Genomic DNA, 24,414 nt, shown 5'->3' on the forward strand with positions numbered 1-24,414 from the left:
ACAAATACAAATACAGATATGAACAATAGGAAGAAAGATCCCAAGGGGGATTTACACCCTTATTATAAATTACTGGTAAACAATCACTTAAACCACTAAACTGACGGCTATGGCTGGCTAGCGGACACAGGTTCGAGTCCTGTCCCCGCTACTAGAGTAACAAACCAGTCTTGCTTTCAAGTCTGGTTTTTTTTTATGTCCAAAACCTGATAAAAATGCTCGTTAGGCTCTTATCCGCTGGCTAGCGGACACAGGTTCGAGTCCTGTCCCCGCTACTAAAATTACAAACCAGTCTTGCTTTCAAGGCTGGTTTTTTTGTGTCCAAAACATTATAAAAATGCTAGTTGGGCTCCTATCCGCTGGCTAGCGGACAAAGGTTCGAGTCCTGTCCCCGCTACTATAAAGCCTGTTTAATGCAAATTAAGCAGGCTTTTTTATTTTAGGGTACAGTATGGGGTACACTTTAAAGTAATAAAATTGAGCCTTCAATAAATTTTATTACTCAAAATTTTAGCCCTGCCTTTTTTAAAGTTTTAAGATGCTCTTGGATTTCAACACTCCCATCAGCTATCTCATTTCCTTTTAGATTCTTTAAGAAACTTATTAAATCTTTATTTTCATTAGAAATTCCTTTAGAAAGTAATTTTTCGAACTTTTTCATTATTTCAAGCTTCTCTTTAGCTTTTGTTACAATTGGATGATTTGGTGATGCTGGTTTACTGTATTTCTCTTCGTCTTCTATAAATTGTTGAATACCCTTTTCTGAACCCAGCACCCATCTTTCAGCATTTTCAAATGAATAATGATTTTGCATAATATTTTGAAAAAAATTATTCTTTGTGTAAAATATTTGATTTAATACTGCTTCCTCTCTTTTGGGTGCAATAAATAGGGCATGTTTAACATCTAATGGGATATAAATCGAATTTGTCAGGTCAAACAGATCCAAATTTTCAACATGCAAACTTCCTATTTGTACTGGATTATCGCTAGTAACAAATTCTTGATCACCAACCAGCTCGATAACAGAAATTCCGTCTAACATTTTAAATTCAATAAACTTATGAAATAATGCCATTCGTGCCTTAAAATATTCAACCCGACCCTTTTCTTTTATTTTTTTCTTTATTTTATTAATTGAACTTTCATTAAGATCAATTTCATAGCCTAAAAAATTCACACTATCGCTTTCAACTTCTTTTGAAATATCGTCTATAAGCTTAGCACTAAATTCCGAAAACTGATTTAGTATTTTGGGAGTCCTAAAATAAAGGCTAACTGTTGTAAATAAGATATTCATTCTCTCCTCTGGACTTACGAATTTTCTCTTATCCTTAGTTAATAACTTATAAACTTTTGGATATTGGTTTTCGATATTTTCGCTGAAATAATTTTCGAGATTATATTTTTCATCACCATCTAAACCAGTCAAAGTATAGATATCCGTTTCCACACATACATCTTTAATACTTAAATTGTCACAACTACTTTTTGAAAACTTATCGTAGGTTGCAATTAAGTAAGTATCATCTTTCGTTTTTCTTGCAAAGTTCTTTAAATAAGATTTGGGAATAAAATGTTGATGCTTCTTTTTCATGTTTTTAGATCTTCGAATTTTTTGACTAAAATAAAACCTCAATTTCAATAATTTCCCTTAAATTAAAAGTTAATTAAACCATAGCACCCATTTTGCACGCTTATGACTTATAATATACTTACTCCCCGTAAATCTCTGAATAAGGCTTTTCTGAAAGTGAAACCCAATCGCTCACAGATTGACAGCTTTAAACAGCAGCTTTCTTCGCTTTTGGAGCAAATTAAGGAAGGGGAATCAGAAGAATTTCATAAGAATATTATAGCCGACTTTCTAAAGAACACCTATTATGCACCCGATTACTACATCAATACGAAAGGTCGTAATGATCAAGTAATTCATAACGGTAAAACTACCAAGAGTTCTGTAGGGGTCATTATTGAAGCCAAAAGCCCTACTAACCACTCTCAAATGCCTAAAAAGGATAAAATTGATTCTAAGGCTATGCAAGAATTAGTTTTATACTTTCTAAGGGAGCGTGTTAAACAAGGGAATACAGAGGTGCGCCATTTGGTGATTACCAACATTCATGAATGGTTTGTTTTTGATGCGCACCTATTTGACACCCTTTTTGCACGGGATAAAAAACTGGTTAGTAAGTTTAAGGAATTTGAGGCGGGTACACTTTCGGCTACCAATACAGAACATTTCTACAAAGAAATCGCAAAACCAGCCATTGAAGCGGTAGAGAATGAAATCAGCTTTACTTATTTCAATATAAATGACTACGATAAAGCACTAAAAAGCAGTAAAGAGCATGATAGCAAACTAATAGTGCTTTACAAACTCCTTTCTCCTGAGCATTTGCTTAAACTGCCTTTTGCTAATGACAGCAACTCTTTAGATAAGGGCTTTTATAATGAATTGCTGTACATCATGGGTTTGGAAGAGTTTCAGGAAAAGGGAAAGAAACTCATCCAACGAAGACCTGAGAAAGATAGAATTTACGGTACGCTACTGGAATCAGTAATTTCTAAACTGGAAAGCCGTGGAGAGTTGCACCGATTGGACAATCCACAACTGTACGGTAAAAACACGGAGGAGCGTTTGTTTAACGTGGGATTACAGTTGGTGATTACGTGGCTTAACCGTATTCTATTCCTAAAACTACTGGAAGCCCAATTACTGGACTACAACCAAGGTGATAAAAGCTTTTCCTTTCTCAATTTAAAACGAATAGGCAATTTCAATAAACTAGCGGATTTATTTTTCAACGTACTGGCCGTACCCACCGATAAAAGAAAACCCGCATTTCAAGAAGCTTTTGCTAAAGTACCTTATCTGAATTCAAGCCTTTTTGAAGCCAATGAACTAGAAAACCGTGCATTACACATTGATACATTGGATGCCAGTGAGAGTATTCCTGTAAGTAAAGGAACGGTACTGAAAGACAATAAAGGCAAACGATTAAGTGGTGAATTGCCCATTTTAGAATACCTTTTTTCCTTTTTGGAAGCTTATGATTTTAGTAGTGAAGGATCTGAAGAAATTCAGGAGGAAAATAAAAAACTGATCAATGCCTCTGTATTGGGATTGATATTTGAAAAAATTAACGGCTATAAAGACGGTTCTTTCTTTACTCCAGGCTTTATCACCATGTATATGTGTCGAGAAACCATCAGAAGAGCGGTGGTGGAAAAATTCAACACTCATTACGACTGGAAATGCAAAGATTTTGGTGAGCTAAAAGAAGACTTACATGAGGAAATAAAGCAGGGCAATTTGGGAAGAAAAGCCGTGCGAGCGCAAGCCAATCAATTGATAAACGAATTGAAAATCTGTGACCCTGCCGTGGGTTCTGGTCACTTTCTGGTATCGGCTTTAAACGAATTGATTGCTATTAAACACGAATTGAGCATCCTTTGTGATAGAAATGGTGAACCGCTTAGCGATTATCAAATCAGCATAGAAAATGATGAACTGATCATTACTGATTTGGAAGATAGGCTGTTTACCTACCAGCCCACCCATGACAATAGTCAAAGAATGCAGAAAGCCCTTTTCCATGAAAAGCAGGAACTAATTGAAAAATGCTTGTTTGGAGTGGATATTAACCCCAATTCGGTTAAAATATGCCGATTACGGCTTTGGATTGAGTTATTGAAAAGTGCGTATTATAAGCGTGCCCAAAGAGTGCAAAATTCCTCTCCTGTTTGCGATGCGGATTATGAAATAAGGGAACTGGAAACCCTACCTAATATTGACATTAACATTAAAACAGGTAATTCACTGATTAGCCGTTTTGGATTAGATGAAGATTTAAGCAAGGCATTAAAGAAAAGCAAGTGGAATATCAGTACTTACCGAAATGCGGTGGACAGTTACCGCAATGCTGTAAGCAAGGATGAGAAGCGAGACATGGAGCGCTTGATCAATGATATTAAAAGCGATTTCCGCACGGAGATTAATAAAAATGACCCTAAAATAAAGCGTAAAGCTAAGTTAGCAGGTGAATTATACAACCTCACCATGCAACAAGGATTGTTTGAAGTCTCCAAAACCGAGCAGAAAAAGCGCAAAAAGCAGATTGATAAACTGGAAACGGATATCAATAAGCTGGAAACTGCTATAGAAGAAATTAAAAGTAATGCCATTTATGAAAATGCTTTCGAATGGCGATTTGAGTTTCCTGAAGTTTTGGATGATGAAGGGAATTTCATTGGCTTTGATGTGGTGATTGGGAATCCACCTTATAAAATGATTCAACCAAATAACACATCTACTAGCGAATTAGAGATATATAAATTACAGTTTCCTTTGTCTCACTTTAAGCTTGAATTATTTCATTTGTTTTTCCAGAAAGGAAATCAAATATTGAAATTAAATTCTTTTTTAAGCTACATTACTCCAAGTTCAATATTAAACAATGTATATGCTGATTCTTTAAGAGATTTTCTTTCAAAAAACCATCACATTCAAACTATTGCTGTGACAAAAAAGAAAATATTTGAAGAGGCGGATGTACATACAGGGATTTTCATTCTCAAGAAAATAAAGCTTCATGGAAATAAAAAGTTGGTAAGGCTTTCTACAGAATTAGAGAATGTTATCAACAATAAAGCAGAATATAAAATAATTGAGCAGCAAAAACTTAACACCTTATCTGGTGGTAATTGGAATCTTATTGTGAATCAATATAATCAGTCAATATTTGAGAAGTTAGCTTTATTACCAAATCTAGGAAATACGTTTCAAATAAATAGAGGGTTAATAACTGGAGATAGGGATAAGTATTTTTCTGTGGAGAAAGAATCTGAGCTACATATACCGATATTGACGGGAAGTGACATCTTAAGATATTCATATAATAAGCCTACAGAATATGTGTTATTTGATAGACCAAAAAGTTCTGGGGGTTGCTGGGATAAGGATGTTCATTTAGCCCCATTTAAGATTTGTATTCGGCAGATAGGTGCAGAGCCTACTGCTACTTTAATTGAAAAGGAATTTGCAATTACTGGAAACATATTTTCTGTAACAGGTGAAAATTTAGATGATCTTAGATTTATACTTGCATTAATTAATTCTAAGCTCATAAAATATTATTGGAGTATAATTTTTCACGATTTTAAAACAACCTTTCCTCAAGTAACAATAAAAAGTTTATCGTCAATTCCATTAAAATTAGATAACTCCAAATCAAATAAAGACATTTCTAAATTAGCATCCGAAATCCTTTTACTCAAATCAGAAGACTTAACAGCTGACACCACCTCTTTAGAGCAAGAGATAGACCAAATGGTTTATGAGTTGTATGGGTTGACGGAAGAGGAAATCGCCATAGTTGAAAATTCAATTAATTATTAAATCTATGGCGATTCGTGAACACCATATAAAAGAAAATTATAGTAGTGAACAAATTAACATAGTGGAAGGGGGTGTTGGGTGAGAGCTCCTAATCACAGACATGAAATAAGCACAACCGAAAATGCTCAATTAAAGGATTTGTTTCTGGCTATTTATTTCAATGATTTGGAACAGGTAAAAGCTTTTCATAAGAAGCATCCTTTGCTGTATAAAAAGAAGAGGGGATTTTATTTGTACCTTGATTTGCCGCTTGATCTAGTGCAGCTTACTCTTTTAAATCAAAAAGTTTGGGGCAAAGATGATTGGCGAAAAGAAATACTCCCATTTGTTAGAAGGCAAAGAGCAAAAACCGAGAAAATGATGGCGCATTGGGAAAATGAATTTAAAGAGGAAGAGCTGGTTTTGGATTTACAATATAACTTATACAGTGATTTTTTCTTTTGCAATGAGCCCGAAGATTATGACGAAGTTGTGACGGATCCTATGAAGTACTTTCTTGAAAAAGGCTTTCGAAAAATTGATCTACAACTCTACAATAGAGTAGATTGCCTTGATTTTGAAGCTGTAAAGGCACTATTGGAAAAGGGTGCTCAAACAAAAATTGATTTTTACGGAGATGGAAACAGTAGTGCATATAGGCGAGCTTTAGATGAGATATCTTACTTAGCAACTTGCGAAGTCTTTCCTGAATTCCAATATTTTGAAAAGGAGGGCTATAATCAAGATTTCCACCTAGCTTATCTAGCCGGACATCTGATTGGTTTGGTTGCCCATGAAGAAATGTATGAACTGATTAAACCTAATTTGGAGGAACATGAATATAAAGAGAGGGATTAAAATAAAAAACGCTCCAAACATTTCTAATAAAATCCTACGTAGTACGTAAGCCTTCAAAATGCTAAAAGCGTTTTCAATTGCAAAACAGCAATATTTTTAGATTAACTCAAAATGAGATTAAAAATATTTTTTTTTTGATATAAAAGGACATTTTGATATATTCTTTTTATTATTTCAGATTTATGAACCAACAAGACAAAGAATACACTTTCCCAAACCGCCAACTCTTAGGCAGTCTTACCCACAGTTTTGCAAGCGATCTGAAAGCTGTAAAATCACATATTGCTGAGGGAGCTGATATCAACGCAAAATCCCTCTTGGATGGAGAAACTATATTTTACAAAGCCTTAGATATCAATATTGAAGAGATAAGTGATGAGGTGATTATTTACTTGATTGAAAACTACCAACCTGACTTAAATGAGTATGAAAATGATGGGATTACTCCGCTTTATATGGCAATGATGGAAAATAAAGTTGAACTCGTGAGATTCATGCTTTCTAAAGGTGCTGATCCGCTTATAATATGTGACTCTGGTTTAACTATCATTGATGAAGCTCGGAGCGAAAGAGCTTTTAACGATACGGAAGGCAATGGCATTGATTTTAGTGAAATGGTTGAAGTGTTGGAGAATTATTTGAATTAGTTAAAAATTCATTGTACTTCTACTTTTCCTAGTGATAATCAAAACCCTCCTCCTCTTTTAAAGTTTATACCCATAGATTAAAATTTATGGTTACACTATCCCTCATCCACTATTCCAAAAACAAATATTGGGCATTTAAGCAAATGCAACTACTCCCGCCTAAATTGGCTAAAGTCAAGGGATGTGAATTTGCTAAATTGCTGGGTACAGGTAGCGGGTTTGGCTTTAGTCTTTGGCCAGATTTTTCAACTTATGCCCTATTGATGAAATGGGACCATGAAGAAAATGCTAAAACTTTCTTTGAAACATCAGAAATCTACCATGAGGTTAAAAGCAAATCAAACAAGATTGAAACTCATTTTTTAGAATCATTAGGAGCTCACGGTAGTTGGTATGGAAAAAATCCATTTGCAGAGAAAGCAGAATATGCCGGTGGAAAAATTGCGGTGATTACCAGAGCCAGAATCAACATTCACAAACTTCCCAGGTTTTGGCAATTTGTACCTAAGGCAAGTAAAGCAATTGAAAATGCTAAAGGATTAATTTACACCAAAGGAATAGGGGAATGGCCTTTAATCGAGCAAGCCACTTTCAGCATATGGGAAAATGAACAAGCTATGAAAGACTATGCCTATGCCGACATTCATAAAGAAATTATTGGTAAGGTAAAGAAGGAAAATTGGTATAAAGAGGAAATGTTTAGTCGCTTTAATTACATTAGGAGCATTGAGCACTAACACCGGTAGCCATTATTCGTTAAATTTTAACAAAACTCAAAATCAGCTAATCATGAAAAATATTTTGATCCTCTCCTTTCTATTAGTCTTATTTCAAGCCTGTGGGCAAAAAACCAAAATAGAATCAAAAGAAAAAGTTAATCTCAAGCTTAATGAGCAATTTGGTAAGTATTGGTATCAGGGAAAGGCCGAATTAACTTCTTACGATTTGGAGCAAGTTCGCTATGGAGAAAAAAGAGCAGGCGAAGCGGTCTTGATTTTCGTAACAGAAGATTTCTCTAAAAGCAAGCAAGTGAAATTGGATAACCCTCAACAAGCCGGAGAAGATGCAGAGAAAGTAATGAAACTCAATTTCAACAAGAAATTTAACACAGGTATTTATCCATATTCCATGATGACCTCTGTCTTCGCTCCTGTGTATCCAGAAAATGATATACATGCCAGGAAAGTCACCACTTCCGTTCAGGAATGGTGCGGACATGTTTTCATGCAACTCAATAATAAAAAAGACCATTACCATTTAATGACTCGTTCTTATTTTCAGAGCGAAGGTGATGTTGAAAGTAAGATGGAAAAGGTTTGGCTAGAAGATGAACTATGGACATTAATCAGATTAGATCCTACCCAAATCCCTGAAGGAGAAGTACAATTAATCCCTTCTACACAATATCTAAGATTAAAACATAAAGAATCGAAAGCTTATACAGCCAACATCAAAATTATAAAAAATGAAGGTTTGAATGAGTTGAACATCAATATCCCAAAACTAGAACGCCAATTATCCATTTTTTATCAAAACGAACATCCTTTTAAAATAGAAAAATGGGAAGAAACTTATCCGGAAAACGGAAAAATGATGACTACTTCCGCAAAGATTAAAGAACGTATTATGCTGGATTATTGGAATAAAAATGGAGTAAAAGATAGTGTTTACAGGGAGAAGTTAAGTTTGGATTTTTAAACTTTTTCAAAGTATTGAACTTTGGAAAAGTTGAAGAAAATAAACCTTATAAATGTATCCCACATTCCACCTTAGCATTGCCGGCCCAGCGTCCTTCCCTGCCGTTTCCTTTCAGGGTACAATGCGTACAGCCAATGGAGCTATAGCCTTTTGCCACTAATTTGTGGCTGGGTAGTTCGTGTATGAAAAAATAGGCATGCACCTCCTCTGGGGTCATGTCCAATAGTGGATAGATCTTTAAAATATCTTCTTTTTGATCGAAAAAAGTTAGGTTCTTGCGGTTCTCGTTCTGGTATTTGAACAAACCCGACAACCATATTTTATGGGACTCGCGCAATGCTGCCAATGGCTCCACCTTATTGATAAAGCAGCATAAATCCTGATTATGCTGATAAGTATAATTTTCTTCCGTAAAACGATGCTTATTTTCCGGTGCCCCTATGGTTTTTACATTTAAGCCCAGTTGCGCTTGAAGCTTTTCTTTATAGGCTTTGGTTTCTTCAAAATGATAGCCCGTATCCAAAAAATAAATCGGGTGTTGGGGACTTATTTTATGAATCAAATGCAAAAGCAAGGCAGATGAACTCCCAAAGGAGGAAGTCATCAGAATCTCCTCTTCTGCAAAATGATCGAAAACCCATCGCACCCTATCTTCTATGGAATAGGTTTCAAAATCAGCTTGCGAAAATCCCTTGATACTGTCCATATCAATTTTCCTTTTTGTCATGTACAAAGGAGGCAGTGATCTCATTAAGCACCTCCATTTTTTTCTCAAAGTCACCTTTTAAGCCTTTTCTAATTGCTGCAAGATTCTGCAGAATATCATCTGTATTATCTGGTAGCACTTCCTCCAAAATTGCCCTTAGCCTTTTGGCAAATGTGGGCGACTTCCCATTGGTGGAAATCCCGATTTTCAGATTACCTTTCTTGACTGTGCTTCCCAAATAAAAATCACAGAGTTCAGGAGTATCTGCCACATTGACCAAGATTCCTTTTGCCTTAGCGTCCTGATAAATTTGCTTATTCACCTCGTAAAAATTAGTGGCGCCAATCACTAAATTGACGCCTTCCAAATCGCTTGGATGATAATGCTTTTCCACCAGCTCAATTGCTGGGTGAACCGCTGCAATTTCCCTAATCTCTTTCCTGATTTCAGGCGCTACTATTTTTACATTGGCTTCATGATCATTTTTCAAAAGTGCCCCCAGTTTCTCCCAGCCAACATATCCTCCACCCACTACAAGTGTTTGGATTTTATCCAGCTTTAGAAATACCGGGAACAAATGGTTTTCTTTAGATCGCTGTGACATGCTGTTTTATATTTTTGATGGTGGTAAAATCATTTTGCTGTGCTACCGACTCCCCTACTAAGATGATCCCGGGCGAGGCGACTTTTTGCTCGCTTATGGTCTGTTCTAATTGCCCTACCGTTGTCCTATAGACTTTCGCATTGACCAATGAACCATTGGAAACAATGGCTGCGGGCAGATCGGCTTTATCTTGCAGTGCATAAGCGGTACTAATAGCCGCAGCTTTTCGCAACCCCATTAAAAAGACTGCTGTGGCAGTGGTTTCGGCTACTTTAGCTACATCTTGGGATAACTCCCCGCTTTTGGTAGTAGCCGTCACCACCCAAAAGCTTTCATTCACACCCCTTGTAGTCAAAGGCAATCCGTACATTCCGGCTAAATTAATGCTGGAGATGCCGGGCACCACTTGAGTGGGAATCCCGAAACTCTCGGCATATTCAATTTCCTCTTTTCCTCTTGCGAAAATAAAAGGGTCTCCTCCTTTTAAGCGCACCACATGCCCATGACTAAACACATTTTCAATAATCAATTCATTGATTTCTTCCTGCTTATAGCTGTGCTTACCTGCTCGCTTGCCTACATAAATTTTTAATGCTTTTGAGGGAGCATAATTTAATAATTCAGGATGCACCAAGGCATCATACAATACCACATCCGCCTGCGCCAATGTTTTGATGCCTTTCACGCTGATCAGATCCGGATCTCCCGGCCCAGCTCCTACTAAACTTAATTTCCTTTCCATGATTATGCTTTATAAAAATGATTGATGACTGTTTTTTCTGTTGATGCTATGCCTCTCAAACTCTTGGCTTCTTCCAAAAATTGATGCGCAGATTTCAGATAATGTTGTACAAATTCCTCAGTTGGTTTTTGTGATTTTATCTGGTAAACCAAATCGGCAAAGGAGCTTTCTAGCTTCACTTTTTCGGTCTCCACAAAATGCACATCAAAATCTGCTATGATGCCTGCTTGCGTATTGCACTGCACATCTTCCGCCAGCAATAGCGCTTTAGCCGTGGTGACCAATACATTATAGCTGTTATACAAAGCATGCTCTAGCTCATTTTCCTGAAACTGCTCATAGGCATTCACCAACTTTTCTTCTGCTTCTTTGAAAATGGTGCTGACCAAATCAAAACTGGCTCCGGCACATTCTCCCAAACCAATTTCAGGGGTAAATTCCTGATCTCGGTTCCAATCGATATAGTCCTGATCCCTTATGTCCGTCAGATCACCCAAATGCTTCAGCAAATCATAGAAGTACTTTTTCTCTTTCGTTCTGAAATAATCAGGATAAAAAGCACCATCAGCATTGGCTTCATAATCATTTAGCAAAACCCTAAAAGCTTCCGGGATTCTTTTGGTTGGCAGTTTGATGACCTTTTCTGCCGCTAAACCGGTTCCATCAGATCGCAAGCCACCGCCCAAAACCACTTGCATGGCGGGCACTACTTTCCCCTGATTTTTAATGGAGCTGCCATGAAGCCCAATGCCGGCAATCATATGTTGCCCGCAAGCGTTCATACATCCGCTGATTTTGGTATTGATCAGTTTGCTATGCGCCAGATGTGGGAATTCCTGCAATAGGAATTTTTCCAAAATATCCGCTAGAGCGGTACTATTGGTCACCCCCAGATTACAAGTATCCGTTCCCGGGCAAGCCGTGATATCCGCAAAGCTCTCCGCACCGGATTGATTTAGTCCCAGTTCACCCAGCTTTTCAAATAAAACCGGCAAAGCATTTTTTCGGACAAATCGAATCACCAATCCCTGATATACACTGATGACCAAATCACCGCCTACAAATTCATCAATCACATCCGCTAGTTTTTTGGCAGTTATATAATCGATATCGCCCAAAGGCGCTTTTACCAAAACTCCATAATAACCTTCCTGCTTTTGCTCAAAAACATTGGAATCCAACCATTGCTGGTATGCCCATTGATCCTTCACATCATAGCTGGAATAGATTTTCTTCGGCTTTGCTTCAGTAATCGCACTGGGCTTCAAATCCAATGGCTTGGGATGCAAAACTTTTTCTTCTTCCTCCACCAATCTTCTAAATTCATCCAATCCGATTTTCTTGATGAGAAATTTTAATCTGGCTTTCATTCTTTTCTCTCGCTCACCAAAACGGTCAAAAACTCTTAGGGCAGCTTCTAAAAAAGTGATCAATCTGTTTTCAGGCAGGAATTCAAAGAACTCCTGAGCCAGAATAGTTTGTGCGCCTAATCCGCCTCCCACTAAAACCCGAAACCCTTTTTCTTCTTCTTTTCCATTTTTTCTCAAGACCGGGATAAATCCAAAATCATGGATGAAAGCAAAAGCCGTATCCTGCTCACTTGATGAAAAAGCGATTTTAATTTTTCTGCCCATTTCCTGGCAAATCGGATTTCGCAGAAAGAATCTGAAAACAGCATCCAGATATGGTGTTACGTCAAAGGGCTCATGCGGATCGATTCCTGCCTTATGACTGGCGGTGATGTTTCGAACCGTATTTCCACATGCTTCCCTGGCGGTTAAACCAGAAGCTTCTAGCGCAGTCCAAATAGCCGGGGAATCATCCAGTTTTACATAATGAAATTGAATATTTTGCCTGGTAGTCAAATGTAAATTGCCTGTAGCATATTGATCCGACAAATCAGCCACCACTCGCAATTGATCTGTGGTAATTCTCCCCGCAGGGATTTTCAATCGGAACATTTGCACGCCCTGTTGCCTTTGTCCGTAAACCCCACGCGTTAATCGGTAGGCTTTAAATTTCTCTTCATCAATCTGACCGGATCGGAAGAGTTCAATCTTATTTTTAAGCTCAGCTATGTCTTTTTTTGCTGGCTTTGGTAATACTAAGTTTTCATTTAATAGTGTCATAATTTTAAATTTTTGGGTAAAAAAAATGCCTCTTGCTGAAGTTGGGATTCTGCAAGAGGCACTATAATTTGGGTATAGCGATATCATGCAGCATCCGGAGGAGCCTTGCAACACATTATAAAACAGATCCTATTTTTTGTCCTTAATTCCATTATTTTGAAGCTTTTAGCGCTTGCTCAATATCTTCAATTATATCGTTTACATTTTCCAAACCGACCGACAATCGGATGAGTCCATCGGCAATACCCACTCTATGCCTTTCTTCCTCGCTTAGTTTGCTGTGAGTGGTCGTGGCAGGATGCGTCACAATTGATCGGGTATCTCCAAGGTTGGAAGTAACCGAAAGCATATTCAGATTATTTACAAATTTGCTACATCGTTCACCTCCTCCTTTCACTATAAAGGTGAGAATACCGCCTCCTTTAAGCATCTGTTTTTTGGCTAAATCAAACTGAGGGTGCGATTTCAAGAAGGGGTATTTCACGCTTTCCAATTCGGTATGTCCCTCCAAATATTCCGCTATTTTCAAAGCACTTTCGCAATGCCTGTCCATGCGTACCGCTAAGGTTTCCAGACTTTTCGAGAGCACCCATGCATTAAAAGGTGAAATGGCCGGCCCCGTATGGCGACTGAAAAAGCGTACATCCTTGATTAATTCCTTGGAACCCAGGATCAAGCCGCCTAATACTCTGCCTTGGCCATCAATAAATTTGGTGGCACTGTGCGAAACAATATGAGCACCCCATTTGGCAGGTTGTTGTAAATAGGGAGTGGCAAAGCAATTGTCCACCACTAAAATTAAATTGTGCGCTTCCGCCAATTTCCCCAGCCATTCCAAATCAATGATTTCCAATCCGGGATTGGAGGGCGTTTCCACAAAAATCATTTTGGTTTCAGGCTTAATCAAGCTTTCCCATTCATGCGTTCTGCTGATATCCGCATAAGTATGTGAAATGCCCCATTTCGGGAAAATCTGTGTCAATAATTGGTGGGTAGAACCAAATAATGACCTGGCCGCTAAAATATGATTGCCTTGCTGGAGCAATGCCGCCATGCTTCCAAACATAGCTGCCATTCCTGTAGCCGTAGCAAAACCATCCTCCAAGCCCTCTAAACGAGCCATTTTATCAATTAGCTCCGAACTATTGGGGTTAGAAAATCGGGAATAAATATTGCCTTCCTCTTCATCATTGAATAATGCTTTTGCTTGTTCGGCATTTTCAAAAGTGAAGGAAGAAGTCAAATAAAGCGGCACAGCATGTTCCCTGTTGCCACTTTGGGCAGCTTGCGTACGGATAGCCTGAGTTTCGAAATGTTGAGACATAAATATATTGGTTATAGTTTTCCTGCTGGAGGAAATTAAATTTGACAAAAATTGAGTTGGATAAGCTTTTAAAAGGAGTTAGTTAATTGCTAGGATTTTAATCCTGTGCAAATGCTACATATTCCCCAAAAACTTAAATTGGAAATCAACAACAGTTGCTACAACAGCAAATATTCATTTGATTTTTGGATTTAGAAATAGACATGCGTTCCAATGATTGATCGTGTAAATCAATTTGGAGATTGTGCGAGATGTAAATTTTCAGTTTGTTCATTGTTTTACCGTTTTATATTTCCCTTCCTTGGGCAGGAATTGGCACCTTTCCAAATTGCTTGGGGGTTGCCAGAGGGTCAACGAGCCTGTTCTCTCACCTCATCTATATAAATCGGTCGAAACCGATATGATGCCTCAAATATAGAGACAGCTTTTCTACAATTCCAAATTTGAGTGGGGATTATTTTTAAATTGGCTTAAAATGTTGGTTTTATCGGCTTTATTTTTTTTTGAAGTAATGTTCTTTGCTTTCATTTTTCTCCTTTTCTTTTTGCTTGAACAAAAAGAAACAACGCCATAGGCATCACTATGTGGAAATTCAAGAAAGTTTAATGCTTCCCCCCTCAATGCCCTCGCTGGCCCGCTAAACTTTCCTCCCTCCCGCTTTTCCGAGCTCCTCGGAATTGGTCGAGTTAGTTCTATTGGAACTCATCATAAAAAAATCATATTCCCTACTATGAGGGACTGTTTATAACAACAATATTTGTTTATAAATTATTTTAAATCTGTTTTTGTTAATTTGTTAATTGGTAAAAGAAATAAATATGCATAGAACTTACAGAATAGTATTAAACCCTGATATTGATGGTGGATACACGGCTATAGTTCCAGCTTTACCTGGATGTATTACATGGGGAAAAGATATTCAGGGAGCTAAAGAAATGGCAAAAGAAGCTATTGAATTATATATTGAAGATTTAATTTCCTCTGGTGAAAATGTGCTGGATGACAATAATAGCCTTGAGCTATCATTAATTGTCGCTTAAAATGAAAGCTAAAGAGTTAATAAAGTAATTAGAAAAAAATGGTTTTATACTCCAAAGAATTAAAGGCAGCCATCACTTATATAAGCATCCTAACGGAAAAAGAACAATAGTACCCCTTCACAACAAAGACATACCCAAAGGCACATTAAACGCTATCTTAAAGCAAGCCGGATTAAAATAATTACACCTGCCGGTGTGCGCTCTACCGGTAAAAACTATTTTAAGACTTTTATTTACCCTTTTTCCACAAATCATTCCCAAATATTTTCAAAATTGTTGGAGTAAAAATCAATTCTGGTAATAACCCTGGCAAATAAACAAACAAAAACATTATATCTATTGGCAAAATCCAAAATGACCAAATAAAGAATGAACTGATTATAGTAATAATCCTTGTAAGAACAATAATTATAACGCTTTTTAATATCTTGTTTTTGTTTATGAATAAAACATATCCTTGATAAACTGCTGCCATTAAAAATGTAATTGACCCTAAAAAAAGAGTTAAGATTAAAAGCTCAATTATAGGTGTGGGTTCCTGTTCCATTATTTGTCAAAGATTTACATTTTAATAAATTTATATTTCAAGAAACCCTTTTTTTCGATCTCAGCTAGAAACTCTTTATCAAGCCCGTTTTTAGACAGTAAATCGACTTTTCGATTTAATATTTTTTCCAAATCAATTTTCATTTGAATAAATTGAAGTCCAATAGGTTTTGAATAATCTAAATCAAGTAAAATGTCCACATCACTATTTTAATTCTCCTTACCTCTACTGAATGAACCAAAAATTGAAGCACTGTAGACAGGTTGCTGATAAAGTAATCTTTAAGTTCCTTTATTTTATCTTTGGCAGACTCATGAGTTGAATTAAATACTCTTTTTAATTTTCTTGTAAATTTCCTTTTGAGAAACAAATTGCCCACTTTTTATTTCCTCTATCGCTTTATCGATTTCCTTTTTATATTGAAACTGAGATAATGGCTTACCATTTGAAGTATAAATAACTATTTTCTCTTGCTTCCCCATATCTAAATGTAATTATTTCAGTAACAAAAAACCAATAGATACTGATCAAACAGCCGCAGAAGCCTGCAACAACAACCCACAAATATAAGCTGCGTAAGTACCAAGCGCATATCCTAAAACTGCCAACAGTACGCCCACCGGAGCTAAGCTAGGATGAAAAGCACCTGCAACTATTGGAGCTGAAGCAGCACCGCCAACATTTGCTTGACTTCCAACTGCCACGAAGAAATATGGAGCTTTGATGATTTTGGCTACTCCCAGTAAAACTATCACATGCACTGCCATCCAAATCAAACCTACCATAAAGAAACCGGGATTATCGAATATGGCAGTTACATCCATTAACATACCGATGGAAGCTACCAAAACATAAATCATCACACTTCCTAGGCGGGAAGCCCCTACGCCTTCAAATTTTCTGGCTTTGGTAAAAGATAGTCCTAAGCCTATAGTGGTGGCAATTACGACCAACCAAAAGAAAGAGGAAGTCAAACTGAATTTATCTAATTGAGGAGCAACCTCTCCTATCCATGGTGCAATAATATCTGCTCCAAAATGCGCTATTCCCGTAGCTCCGAAACCAATGGCTAATACGGTCATCACTTCTGGTAGAGTAGGAATCTTCATAATAGATGCTTGATATTTCTCAATTCCATTTTTCACTTCTTCAATGGACGAGGCATCTGCTTTTAATCTTTTATCAAGCTTTTTAGAAATCCCTACTCCGTAAAGCAAAAATGCCATCCAAATATTGGCTACAATCACATCTACAGTAATCATGGTGGCGAATAAATCTTCACTGGCTCCGAAGGTTTCAAACATAGCTGCCTGGTTGGCTCCTCCACCTATCCAACTTCCGGCTATTGTAGCCATTCCTCTCCAGACAGCATCAGGACCAACACCACCCACAATATCCGGAGCAAAAGAAGAAACTATTAAAATCGAAAGTGGTCCACCAATTACAATCCCAACAGTACCTGCAAAAAACATAATGATAGCTTTTTTCCCTAATCTTGCAATGGCTTTTAAATCAATACTGAGCGTCAATAACACTAAAGCACTGGGCAATAAATAGCGAGAAGACATATAGTAAAGATTGGATTCATCTCCTGAAATGATGCCAAATGTGTTAAATAAAGATGGAATGAAATAGCACAGTAAAACGGAGGGTACAAATCGGTAGAATTTCTGCCAGCCTGATTTTTTGCTAGAAGCGGTGATAAAAATGGCTGCCAATATTAACATTAACAGGCCTAAAACTACGGCATCATTGGTGATTAAAGGTTTCTCCATTATGTATAATGTTCTTTCAAAATTTCTACAAATTCACTTAAAATCATGGCAGTAGCACCCCAAACTACCTTATCTTCTATATTAAAAAAAGGGGCTTTCAATCTTACTTCTTGAGCTACTGTTAATTCAGTTTCTTGTAAAGTTTGTGGGTGAATTAAATGCTGAACCTCAGCATGAAAAATATGCTCCACTTCTCGGGGATCTCTTATAAAATCAGGTTTCTTTTTTAAAATACTGATTATCGGTTTGACGATAAAATTACTGGCCGTGACATTCAAATCTGATAAACTGCCGATGACTTCATTATCTGATATTTTGACGCCTATTTCTTCAAAAGTTTCACGAATAGCGGTTTCAATCAAATCATGATCAGATTCTTCTTTTTTCCCACCCGGCAAGCTCACTTGTCCTCCGTGAATTCCCTGATAGGGAGGCCTTTGCATTAATGGAAAATAGATTTTCCCTTCATCAGGATATAATGCTATCATAACAGCACCATTTTTGGGCGGCTTTTCATATTGCATCTTAAAGCGCTGGCCAATGGGTTGAGCCATCATATACTTATGGGCAATATCACCAGGAAGTGGTTTCTGCAATCTCTCTTTAAGAAAAGCACCGATATCTGTCATTACAATATAACTATTCGAGAATCAACCAATATTAATTTGGCTCAAAGTAAAGCCTATATATAATTAAAACAAAAATACAGCTTTAAATATGAGCTTTTTTGATTCAAAAATGTGTATTAAAAAATATAGGGAATAGATTTTTATGAATTTTAAGGTATCGGCATTCACCTTAAACCCTAACTCAATCATTTTAAATAATTTATGATAATTTTTTCCATAATAACACAAATTATTCATAATATATTTATATCTTTACATAGGACTAAGCTAATTCCCCATGTTTAAACTTTTTTATACTTATTCATTACTATTTTTTTGTTTTGCCTTTTCATTTAATTCATTGAGTCAAAATGAATTCACTACTACATGGCAAACCACAGACAGTGAAATTACAATTCCAATTATTTCTGTAGATAGTTTAACTTATAATTATGATATAGAATGGGCCAACCTAACAAATCCTGGAGATGGAGATGGTTCTGATACTGGAATATCAACAGCGTACACTATCTCGAATTTAAACAACGGTGACACTTACGAAGTAAAAATTTCTGGGGCATTTCCAGCTATATATTTCAATAATGGTACTGAAAAAGATAAAATTCAAACCATAGAACAATGGGGCGATATTGAATGGGCAACCATGTATCTTGCATTTTTTGGCTGTAGCAACTTAGTATCAAATGCAACTGATTCACCAAATTTACAAGTTACAAAAAGCCTTTACGGAATGTTTGCTTATGCTAATGCATTTACGGGTGATTTGAGTAATTGGGATGTTAGCACTATCACTGACATGTACGCTATATTTTTATTTGCAACTTCCTTTAACAGTGATATAAGCAGTTGGGATGTCAGTAATGTTACAAACTTTGGATTTGCCTTTTACGGAGCAAATTCATTTAATTCAAATATTAGTGGCTGGAATGTAGGTGCTGCCACTAATATGAGCGGCATGTTTTATCAGGCCACTTCTTTTAATCGTGATATAGGCGACTGGAACACTGAAAATGTAACCAATATGAGCAATATGTTTTCAGGGGCAAGTTCTTTTAATACCGATCTAAATAATTGGAATGTTGGCTCAGTCACCAATATGAGTAGTATGTTTCAGAATGCCACATCTTTCAATGGTGACATAAGCAATTGGTACACTGGAAATGTTACCAATATGAGCAATATGTTTTCAGGTGCTAGTTCATTCAACAGCTATATTAATAATTGGAGTGTAGGCAATGTATTGAACATGAGCGGAATGTTTCAAAACGCCACAGCTTTTAATAGCGAATTAGATGATTGGTTTACAGCTAATGTAACAAATATGAGCAATATGTTCTCAGGAGCTAGTTCTTTTGATCAATCTTTGGGAAGCTGGAATATTAGTGATGTTACCACCATGGCCGGTATGTTGGATAATTGTGGCATGTCAAAATTAAATTATGATGCCACATTGAGAGGATGGGAATCTTTTTTCGCAACACCAATAGGAATCACCTTGGGGGCTGCAGGATTAACTTATTGTAATGCATCGGATAGCAGGGCTATATTAACTGGAACAGGAGGCTATAGCTGGGTTATAAATGGAGATAATTTAGAATGTCTGCCTTTTGTAACAACATGGCAAACAACAGACGGAGAATTAACTATACCAGCTTATACATTTGGATCCGAAACTTATTTATATAATGTTTCTTGGATCAATCTTACAAATCCGGGTGAAAATGAAGGTTCAGTGTCTGGTATTACTGGAAACTACACTATAACAGAATTAAATAATAATGATACTTATGAAGTTTCAATTTCTGGCGATTTCCCTAGGATATATTTCCAAAACTTCAATATTTCCGCAGATAATAGAAATAAGATACTAACCATCGAACAATGGGGCGATCAAGAATGGACAAGTATGAGTGGTGCTTTTTCCAATTGCACGAATTTAATTTCTAATGCAACCGATTCGCCCATCTTAATCAATGCCGCAACACTAAATGGAATGTTTGCAGGGGCTACATCATTTACTGGTGATTTAAGCAATTGGGATGTAAGCAGTATAGAGGATTTGAACAATATGTTTCAGGACGCTGTCAATTTTAATAGTAATTTAAATAATTGGGATGTAAGCAACGTAAACCAAATGAGCTCAATGTTTAGGGGAGCCGCAAGCTTTAACAGTGAATTAAGCAATTGGAATGTTAGCAATGTAAATTTCATGTCTTCCATGTTCCGTGGAGCAACCTCTTTTAATCAAAACTTAAATTCTTGGGATGTGAGCAACGTCAATTCCATGAACTCCATGTTTGAAGAAGCCACTTCTTTTAATGGTGATATAAGTAATTGGAGTGTCAATAATGTTACTACAATGAATAGGATGTTTAAAGGTGCTAATTCTTTTACTGGTGATTTAAGTGATTGGAATGTTGGGAATGTCACCAACATCAATGAGATGTTTGCCAATGCCACTGCCTTCAACAGCGATTTAAGTGATTGGGATGTGAGAAACGTTTTAGAAATGAGGCTTATGTTTAATGGCGCCACTTCTTTTAATAGGGACTTAAGCGATTGGAACGTGGCCAAAGTCAGACAAATGGGCGGAATGTTTTGGAATGCCACTGGTTTCGATCAAAATTTAGGCAATTGGGATATAAGTTCAGTTGAGCCTTTTGAGGTAGAATCCAGCCCCCCTCTAGGTGTTGATTCATTATTTACAAATTCCGGTATGTCAACTTTTAATTATGACTCCACATTGATTGGCTGGTCAACGCTTACGGCTGAAGAAACTCAAATCCCATTGAACCTTTCTTTAGGTGCTCAAAATTTAAGCTATTGTTTATCAAACACAGAAAGGGCAAAATTGCTCGAGGATTATGGATGGGTAATTTACGATAACGGACCAGGATGCCCAACGCCTACAATCCAAGCATCTAATATTTCATTTTCCAATGTGACCACCTCTCAAATGGATATTTCTTGGACAAATGGCAATGGCACTAACAGGATTGTCTTAGCAAGAGAGGGAAATGCCGTAAGCACTAACCCCACTAACCTAAACTCTTATTCAGCTAACTCCGCATTTGGAGTTGGGGACGGATTAGGTAGTGGTAACTTTGTAGTTTATAAAGGCAATGGGAATGGTTTTACACTCACAGGTCTTTCTGATGGTACAACATATCATCTTAGGGTCTATGAATACAATGGAGCAAATGGACTTGAAGTATATTTACAAAGTACTGCAGCAGGAAATCCTGCTTCCCAAATGACCTTAGCTATTCCAACTATTACAGATTTTAATCCATCATCCGCAGGCACCGGTGATACAGTCACCATTACCGGAAGTGGATTTACAAATGCAAATCAAGTAAGCTTTGGAGGTACAAACGCCTCCTCTTTTACGGTTAACTCCGACACTGAAATAATTGCAATAGTAGATTCAGGTGCTTCAGGTGATGTAGAAGTAAGCACGCCAGGAGGTACGGCAACCCAAGCAGGATTTGAATTTATTCCTGCTCCAATAATTTCTTCTTTCTTGCCTACATCCGCTGGACAAGGAGATACTGTCATTATATCAGGATTAAATTTCACAGATGCAGAAGTAGTTAGCTTTGGAGGTACGGATGCGGATACTTTCAATATAGTTTCTGATACTGAAATTATGGCTATTGTTGGAGAAGGCTCTTCAGGAGATGTATTAGTAACCACATTAGGAGGTACGGATACACAGACAGGATTTGAATTCATTCCAGCCCCTGTTATTTCAAGCTTTTCACCCACATCAGCACCTCAGGGAGGAACTGTTTCCATTATTGGTATGAATTTCACCAATGCAAGTGCAGTAAGTTTTGGTGGAACAGATGCATCCTCATTTTCAGTTGTCTCCGATACTGAAATTGAAGCTATTATCGGTTCAGGCACATCGGGGGATGTAATGGTAACTACGCCTGGAGGAACTGCATCAGAAGAAGGCTTTGAGTTTATCCCAGCCCCAAGCATTTCATCATTTTCACCTACATCTGCTGCACAAGGCGAAACTGTCACCATAAATGGCTCGAATTTCTCTGATGCAAGTCTGGTAAGCTTTGGCGGTACGGAAGCTGATTCCTACACGGTAGTTTCCAATACTGAAATTACGGCAATTGTAGGCTCTGGTGATTCAGGTGATGTAATGGTTACTACCCCAGGCGGTACTGCAAACCAAGCAGGTTTTGAATTTATTCCAGGACCTAACATTACTTCATTCTCACCAACATCGGCCAAATCTGGGGAAATGGTAGAGATAACAGGTATGAATTTTACGGATGCAAGCCAGGTCAGTTTTGGAGGCACTGACGCATCATCTTTTACCGTAATTTCAGATAGCGTAATCAATGCTACTGTAGGTAACGGATCATCTGGAAACGTATCGGTCACTGCAACGGGCGGTACCGGTTCCAAAGAAGGTTTTACCTGGTTATTTTCCCAAATAGCCTTATTTTGGGGTAATAATATTGCTATCGAAAACAATCAAACGAATCCCATAGATATTGGAAAAGCCATTATCGGAGAGAATATTCAAAACCAGTTTGTAATATTTAACAGTGGGAATAATGACCTAGTCATTTCAAACATGAGCTCTTCTGATGATGAATTTGAAATCATTTCAACGGTAGATACAGTTAAAGCCGGTTTCCCCGCCCCAATCACTATAATTTTTAATTCAGCAAATGTAGGGGTTTTTGAAAGTGAAATAAGGATTGACAATAACAGTATTAATAATCCGGAATTTGTTTTTAGAGTTCAGGCAGAACTAACTGGACTCAATATTATTGATGGCGAAACAGATTCACTTGTTATTTCAAATCAAGATATCAACCTTGGTTCCACTTTAATCAATGTGAATATAGATAAGAATTTCAATATTGAAAACCTGAGTTCAAGCTCAACAATTGATATATTAAGCATAACCGTGGACAATCCTGTTTTTCAAATTATTGATGCGCCCTCTTCAATTGCGCCCTCATCTTCTGAAAATTTTACTGTAAGGCTAAATTCCGATGCCGTAGGGGAATATAGCGGAACTGTCACTGTTTCCACCAACTTGAATGATTTTTCATTTCTTGTGACAGGAACAGTTTTGGAGGAATTATCTACTGAAATCAAAGTATATAATGTGGTAACCCCAAATGGTGACGGAAGGCATGATTTCCTTCAAATCGATAATATAACAGAATACCAAAACAATAAAGTAAGTATTTTCAATCGCTTGGGAAACAAAGTATTTGTAATGAACAATTACGATAATGCTAGCCGAATTTTTGAGGGATATTCTGATAATGGAGAGGAATTGCTTACTGGAAACTATTATTATGTGATTGACAAAGGCAACGGTGAAAAAAGAATTAGTGGCTTTTTAATTATTAAAAGATGATGAAAAAATCGAGACTTCTGTTCCTAACTTTTATTTTGTTGCCTTTCTGTCTGACCGCTCAGCTTGACCCGCTATACAACCAATATTTTTTCAATCAAGCCATGATTAACCCTGCTTATACTGGGGTGAATAATGTTTTTAATGCAACTGCTATAAGCAGGATTCAGTGGGCGGGAATAGACGGGGCACCCACAACCAATACACTGAATGTGAGTAGTTCGGTCTTTAAAAATAAAGTTGGCGTGGGAGCCAGTCTCATCTATGATTCATACGGAATCAACAGCAATACAGAATTTAATGTAGCCTACTCTTATAAAATCACTACTGCAGTTGGAAATGTTTTTTCAATGGGCCTACAAGCTGGTTTGGTCAACATCAATTATGATTATAACCGACTAACCCTACAATATTTAGACGATGTAATTTTAACTGGTGCTCAACCGAGTTTGACGGAGGAAAATTTTGGAGTTGGCTTTTGGTATATGAGCAAGGACTATTATGTGGGATTATCTGTACCCAGAATGCTGGACATCAAGATTAATGATGGTGGTATGGAAAGCACAAGATACAGAAGACATTATTATCTCAGTGCTGGTTATGTTTTTGATCAGCTTTTTGACCTGAAATTTAAACCATCGATACTGCTTATGTTTATGGATAAGGATCATTATGCATTTGATTTAAATGCTTCCTTTCTATTAAACGAGGCTATATGGCTTGGCGCTTCCTTCCGAAATTTTGGAACCATAGGACTCAATACCCAAATGAAAGTAGGCGAAACACTCAAGTTGGGATATGCATTTGAATTGCCTGTCAACAACACTGCTTTAACAGGATTTGGAACCCACTCACTTATGGTCTCTTTGGATCTTGAATTATTGGGCAGACATGGTTTGGGAAGGAGATTCTTTTAAAAAAAATAGGAGATAAATTC

Annotated in this window: 18 protein-coding genes, 1 pseudogene and 1 riboswitch; of the genes and pseudogenes, 9 read left to right on the plus strand and 10 right to left on the minus strand. The window is 37.1% G+C overall.

What is annotated here, in order from left to right:
• Positions 1 to 502: 502 nt before the first annotated feature.
• The gene (locus ACFE0M_RS04585; protein ID WP_434544568.1) at positions 503 to 1,597 is read right to left on the minus strand and encodes a DUF4238 domain-containing protein; all 1,095 of its coding nucleotides are present in this window, start codon (positions 1,595 to 1,597) and stop codon (positions 503 to 505) included.
• 102 nt (positions 1,598 to 1,699) lie between these two features.
• Here ACFE0M_RS04585 and ACFE0M_RS04590 point away from each other — a divergent pair, with 102 nt between their 5' ends.
• The 5 genes from ACFE0M_RS04590 (at position 1,700) to ACFE0M_RS04610 (ending at position 8,583) form a co-directional block, all read left to right on the plus strand.
• Complete coding sequence (locus ACFE0M_RS04590; RefSeq protein WP_434544569.1) at positions 1,700 to 5,401, plus strand: DUF7149 domain-containing protein; 3,702 nt, start codon at positions 1,700 to 1,702, stop codon at positions 5,399 to 5,401.
• Positions 5,402 to 5,479: 78 nt separating this feature from the next.
• Positions 5,480 to 6,238 carry a hypothetical protein gene (locus ACFE0M_RS04595; RefSeq protein WP_434544570.1) on the plus strand — a complete coding sequence of 253 codons (759 nt, stop codon included), beginning with the start codon at positions 5,480 to 5,482 and terminating at the stop codon, positions 6,236 to 6,238.
• A 182-nt stretch (positions 6,239 to 6,420) separates the two neighbouring features.
• Positions 6,421 to 6,885, plus strand: coding sequence for an ankyrin repeat domain-containing protein (locus ACFE0M_RS04600; protein ID WP_434544571.1), 465 nt, complete (start codon positions 6,421 to 6,423; stop codon positions 6,883 to 6,885).
• 86 nt (positions 6,886 to 6,971) lie between these two features.
• Complete coding sequence (locus ACFE0M_RS04605) at positions 6,972 to 7,622, plus strand: spheroidene monooxygenase (RefSeq protein ID WP_434544572.1); 651 nt, start codon at positions 6,972 to 6,974, stop codon at positions 7,620 to 7,622.
• A 52-nt stretch (positions 7,623 to 7,674) separates the two neighbouring features.
• A complete protein-coding gene (locus ACFE0M_RS04610) occupies positions 7,675 to 8,583 on the plus strand; it encodes a hypothetical protein (protein ID WP_434544573.1) in 909 nt (302 codons plus the stop codon).
• Positions 8,584 to 8,629: 46 nt separating this feature from the next.
• On the opposite strand, the gene ACFE0M_RS04615 is transcribed toward ACFE0M_RS04610, so the two are convergent.
• The 5 genes from ACFE0M_RS04615 to ACFE0M_RS04635 all read right to left on the minus strand — a co-directional run bounded on the left by ACFE0M_RS04615 (position 8,630) and on the right by ACFE0M_RS04635 (position 14,088).
• Positions 8,630 to 9,289, minus strand: coding sequence for a phosphoadenylyl-sulfate reductase (locus ACFE0M_RS04615; protein WP_434544574.1), 660 nt, complete (start codon positions 9,287 to 9,289; stop codon positions 8,630 to 8,632).
• A 1-nt stretch (position 9,290) separates the two neighbouring features.
• Positions 9,291 to 9,893, minus strand: a complete 603-nt coding sequence (locus tag ACFE0M_RS04620) for a precorrin-2 dehydrogenase/sirohydrochlorin ferrochelatase family protein (protein WP_434544575.1) — start codon at positions 9,891 to 9,893, stop codon at positions 9,291 to 9,293.
• Complete coding sequence (cobA, locus tag ACFE0M_RS04625; protein WP_434544576.1) at positions 9,877 to 10,635, minus strand: uroporphyrinogen-III C-methyltransferase; 759 nt, start codon at positions 10,633 to 10,635, stop codon at positions 9,877 to 9,879. Before cobA ends, ACFE0M_RS04620 begins: the two co-directional genes overlap by 17 nt.
• 2 nt (positions 10,636 to 10,637) lie before the next feature.
• Complete coding sequence (locus ACFE0M_RS04630) at positions 10,638 to 12,764, minus strand: nitrite reductase (protein WP_434544577.1); 2,127 nt, start codon at positions 12,762 to 12,764, stop codon at positions 10,638 to 10,640.
• A gap of 151 nt (positions 12,765 to 12,915) precedes the next feature.
• Positions 12,916 to 14,088: a trans-sulfuration enzyme family protein gene (locus ACFE0M_RS04635; protein WP_434544578.1), complete on the minus strand. Its 1,173-nt coding sequence runs from the start codon at positions 14,086 to 14,088 to the stop codon at positions 12,916 to 12,918.
• A gap of 283 nt (positions 14,089 to 14,371) precedes the next feature.
• Positions 14,372 to 14,475, minus strand: a riboswitch (SAM riboswitch).
• A gap of 431 nt (positions 14,476 to 14,906) precedes the next feature.
• Here ACFE0M_RS04635 and ACFE0M_RS04640 point away from each other — a divergent pair.
• Together ACFE0M_RS04640 and ACFE0M_RS04645 are read left to right on the plus strand one after the other, a co-directional pair.
• Entirely contained in the window at positions 14,907 to 15,128 is a 222-nt protein-coding gene (locus tag ACFE0M_RS04640; protein ID WP_434544579.1) for a type II toxin-antitoxin system HicB family antitoxin, read from the plus strand.
• A gap of 40 nt (positions 15,129 to 15,168) precedes the next feature.
• Positions 15,169 to 15,309: pseudogene (locus ACFE0M_RS04645) on the plus strand (type II toxin-antitoxin system HicA family toxin); the annotation flags it as partial.
• 48 nt (positions 15,310 to 15,357) lie between these two features.
• On the opposite strand, the gene ACFE0M_RS04650 reads toward ACFE0M_RS04645, so the two are convergent.
• The 4 genes from ACFE0M_RS04650 to ACFE0M_RS04665 all read right to left on the minus strand — a co-directional run bounded on the left by ACFE0M_RS04650 (position 15,358) and on the right by ACFE0M_RS04665 (position 18,079).
• The gene (locus ACFE0M_RS04650; protein WP_434544580.1) at positions 15,358 to 15,675 is read right to left on the minus strand and encodes a hypothetical protein; all 318 of its coding nucleotides are present in this window, start codon (positions 15,673 to 15,675) and stop codon (positions 15,358 to 15,360) included.
• Positions 15,676 to 15,998: 323 nt separating this feature from the next.
• Complete coding sequence (locus tag ACFE0M_RS04655; protein ID WP_434544581.1) at positions 15,999 to 16,157, minus strand: hypothetical protein; 159 nt, start codon at positions 16,155 to 16,157, stop codon at positions 15,999 to 16,001.
• A 45-nt stretch (positions 16,158 to 16,202) separates the two neighbouring features.
• Positions 16,203 to 17,450, minus strand: coding sequence for a DUF819 domain-containing protein (locus ACFE0M_RS04660; RefSeq protein WP_434544582.1), 1,248 nt, complete (start codon positions 17,448 to 17,450; stop codon positions 16,203 to 16,205).
• Positions 17,450 to 18,079: an NUDIX hydrolase gene (locus ACFE0M_RS04665; protein ID WP_434544583.1), complete on the minus strand. Its 630-nt coding sequence runs from the start codon at positions 18,077 to 18,079 to the stop codon at positions 17,450 to 17,452. The genes ACFE0M_RS04660 and ACFE0M_RS04665 overlap by 1 nt, the downstream gene beginning before the upstream one ends.
• Before the next feature lie 277 nt (positions 18,080 to 18,356).
• Here ACFE0M_RS04665 and ACFE0M_RS04670 point away from each other — a divergent pair, with 277 nt between their 5' ends.
• Positions 18,357 to 23,480, plus strand: a complete 5,124-nt coding sequence (locus ACFE0M_RS04670) for a BspA family leucine-rich repeat surface protein (RefSeq protein WP_434544584.1) — start codon at positions 18,357 to 18,359, stop codon at positions 23,478 to 23,480.
• Positions 23,477 to 24,394: a PorP/SprF family type IX secretion system membrane protein gene (locus ACFE0M_RS04675; protein WP_434544585.1), complete on the plus strand. Its 918-nt coding sequence runs from the start codon at positions 23,477 to 23,479 to the stop codon at positions 24,392 to 24,394. The genes ACFE0M_RS04670 and ACFE0M_RS04675 overlap by 4 nt, the downstream gene beginning before the upstream one ends.
• Positions 24,395 to 24,414: the final 20 nt, after the last annotated feature.

It is taken from the genome of Marivirga sp. (assembly GCF_051117495.1).
Classification (GTDB): Bacteria; Bacteroidota; Bacteroidia; order Cytophagales; family Cyclobacteriaceae; genus Marivirga.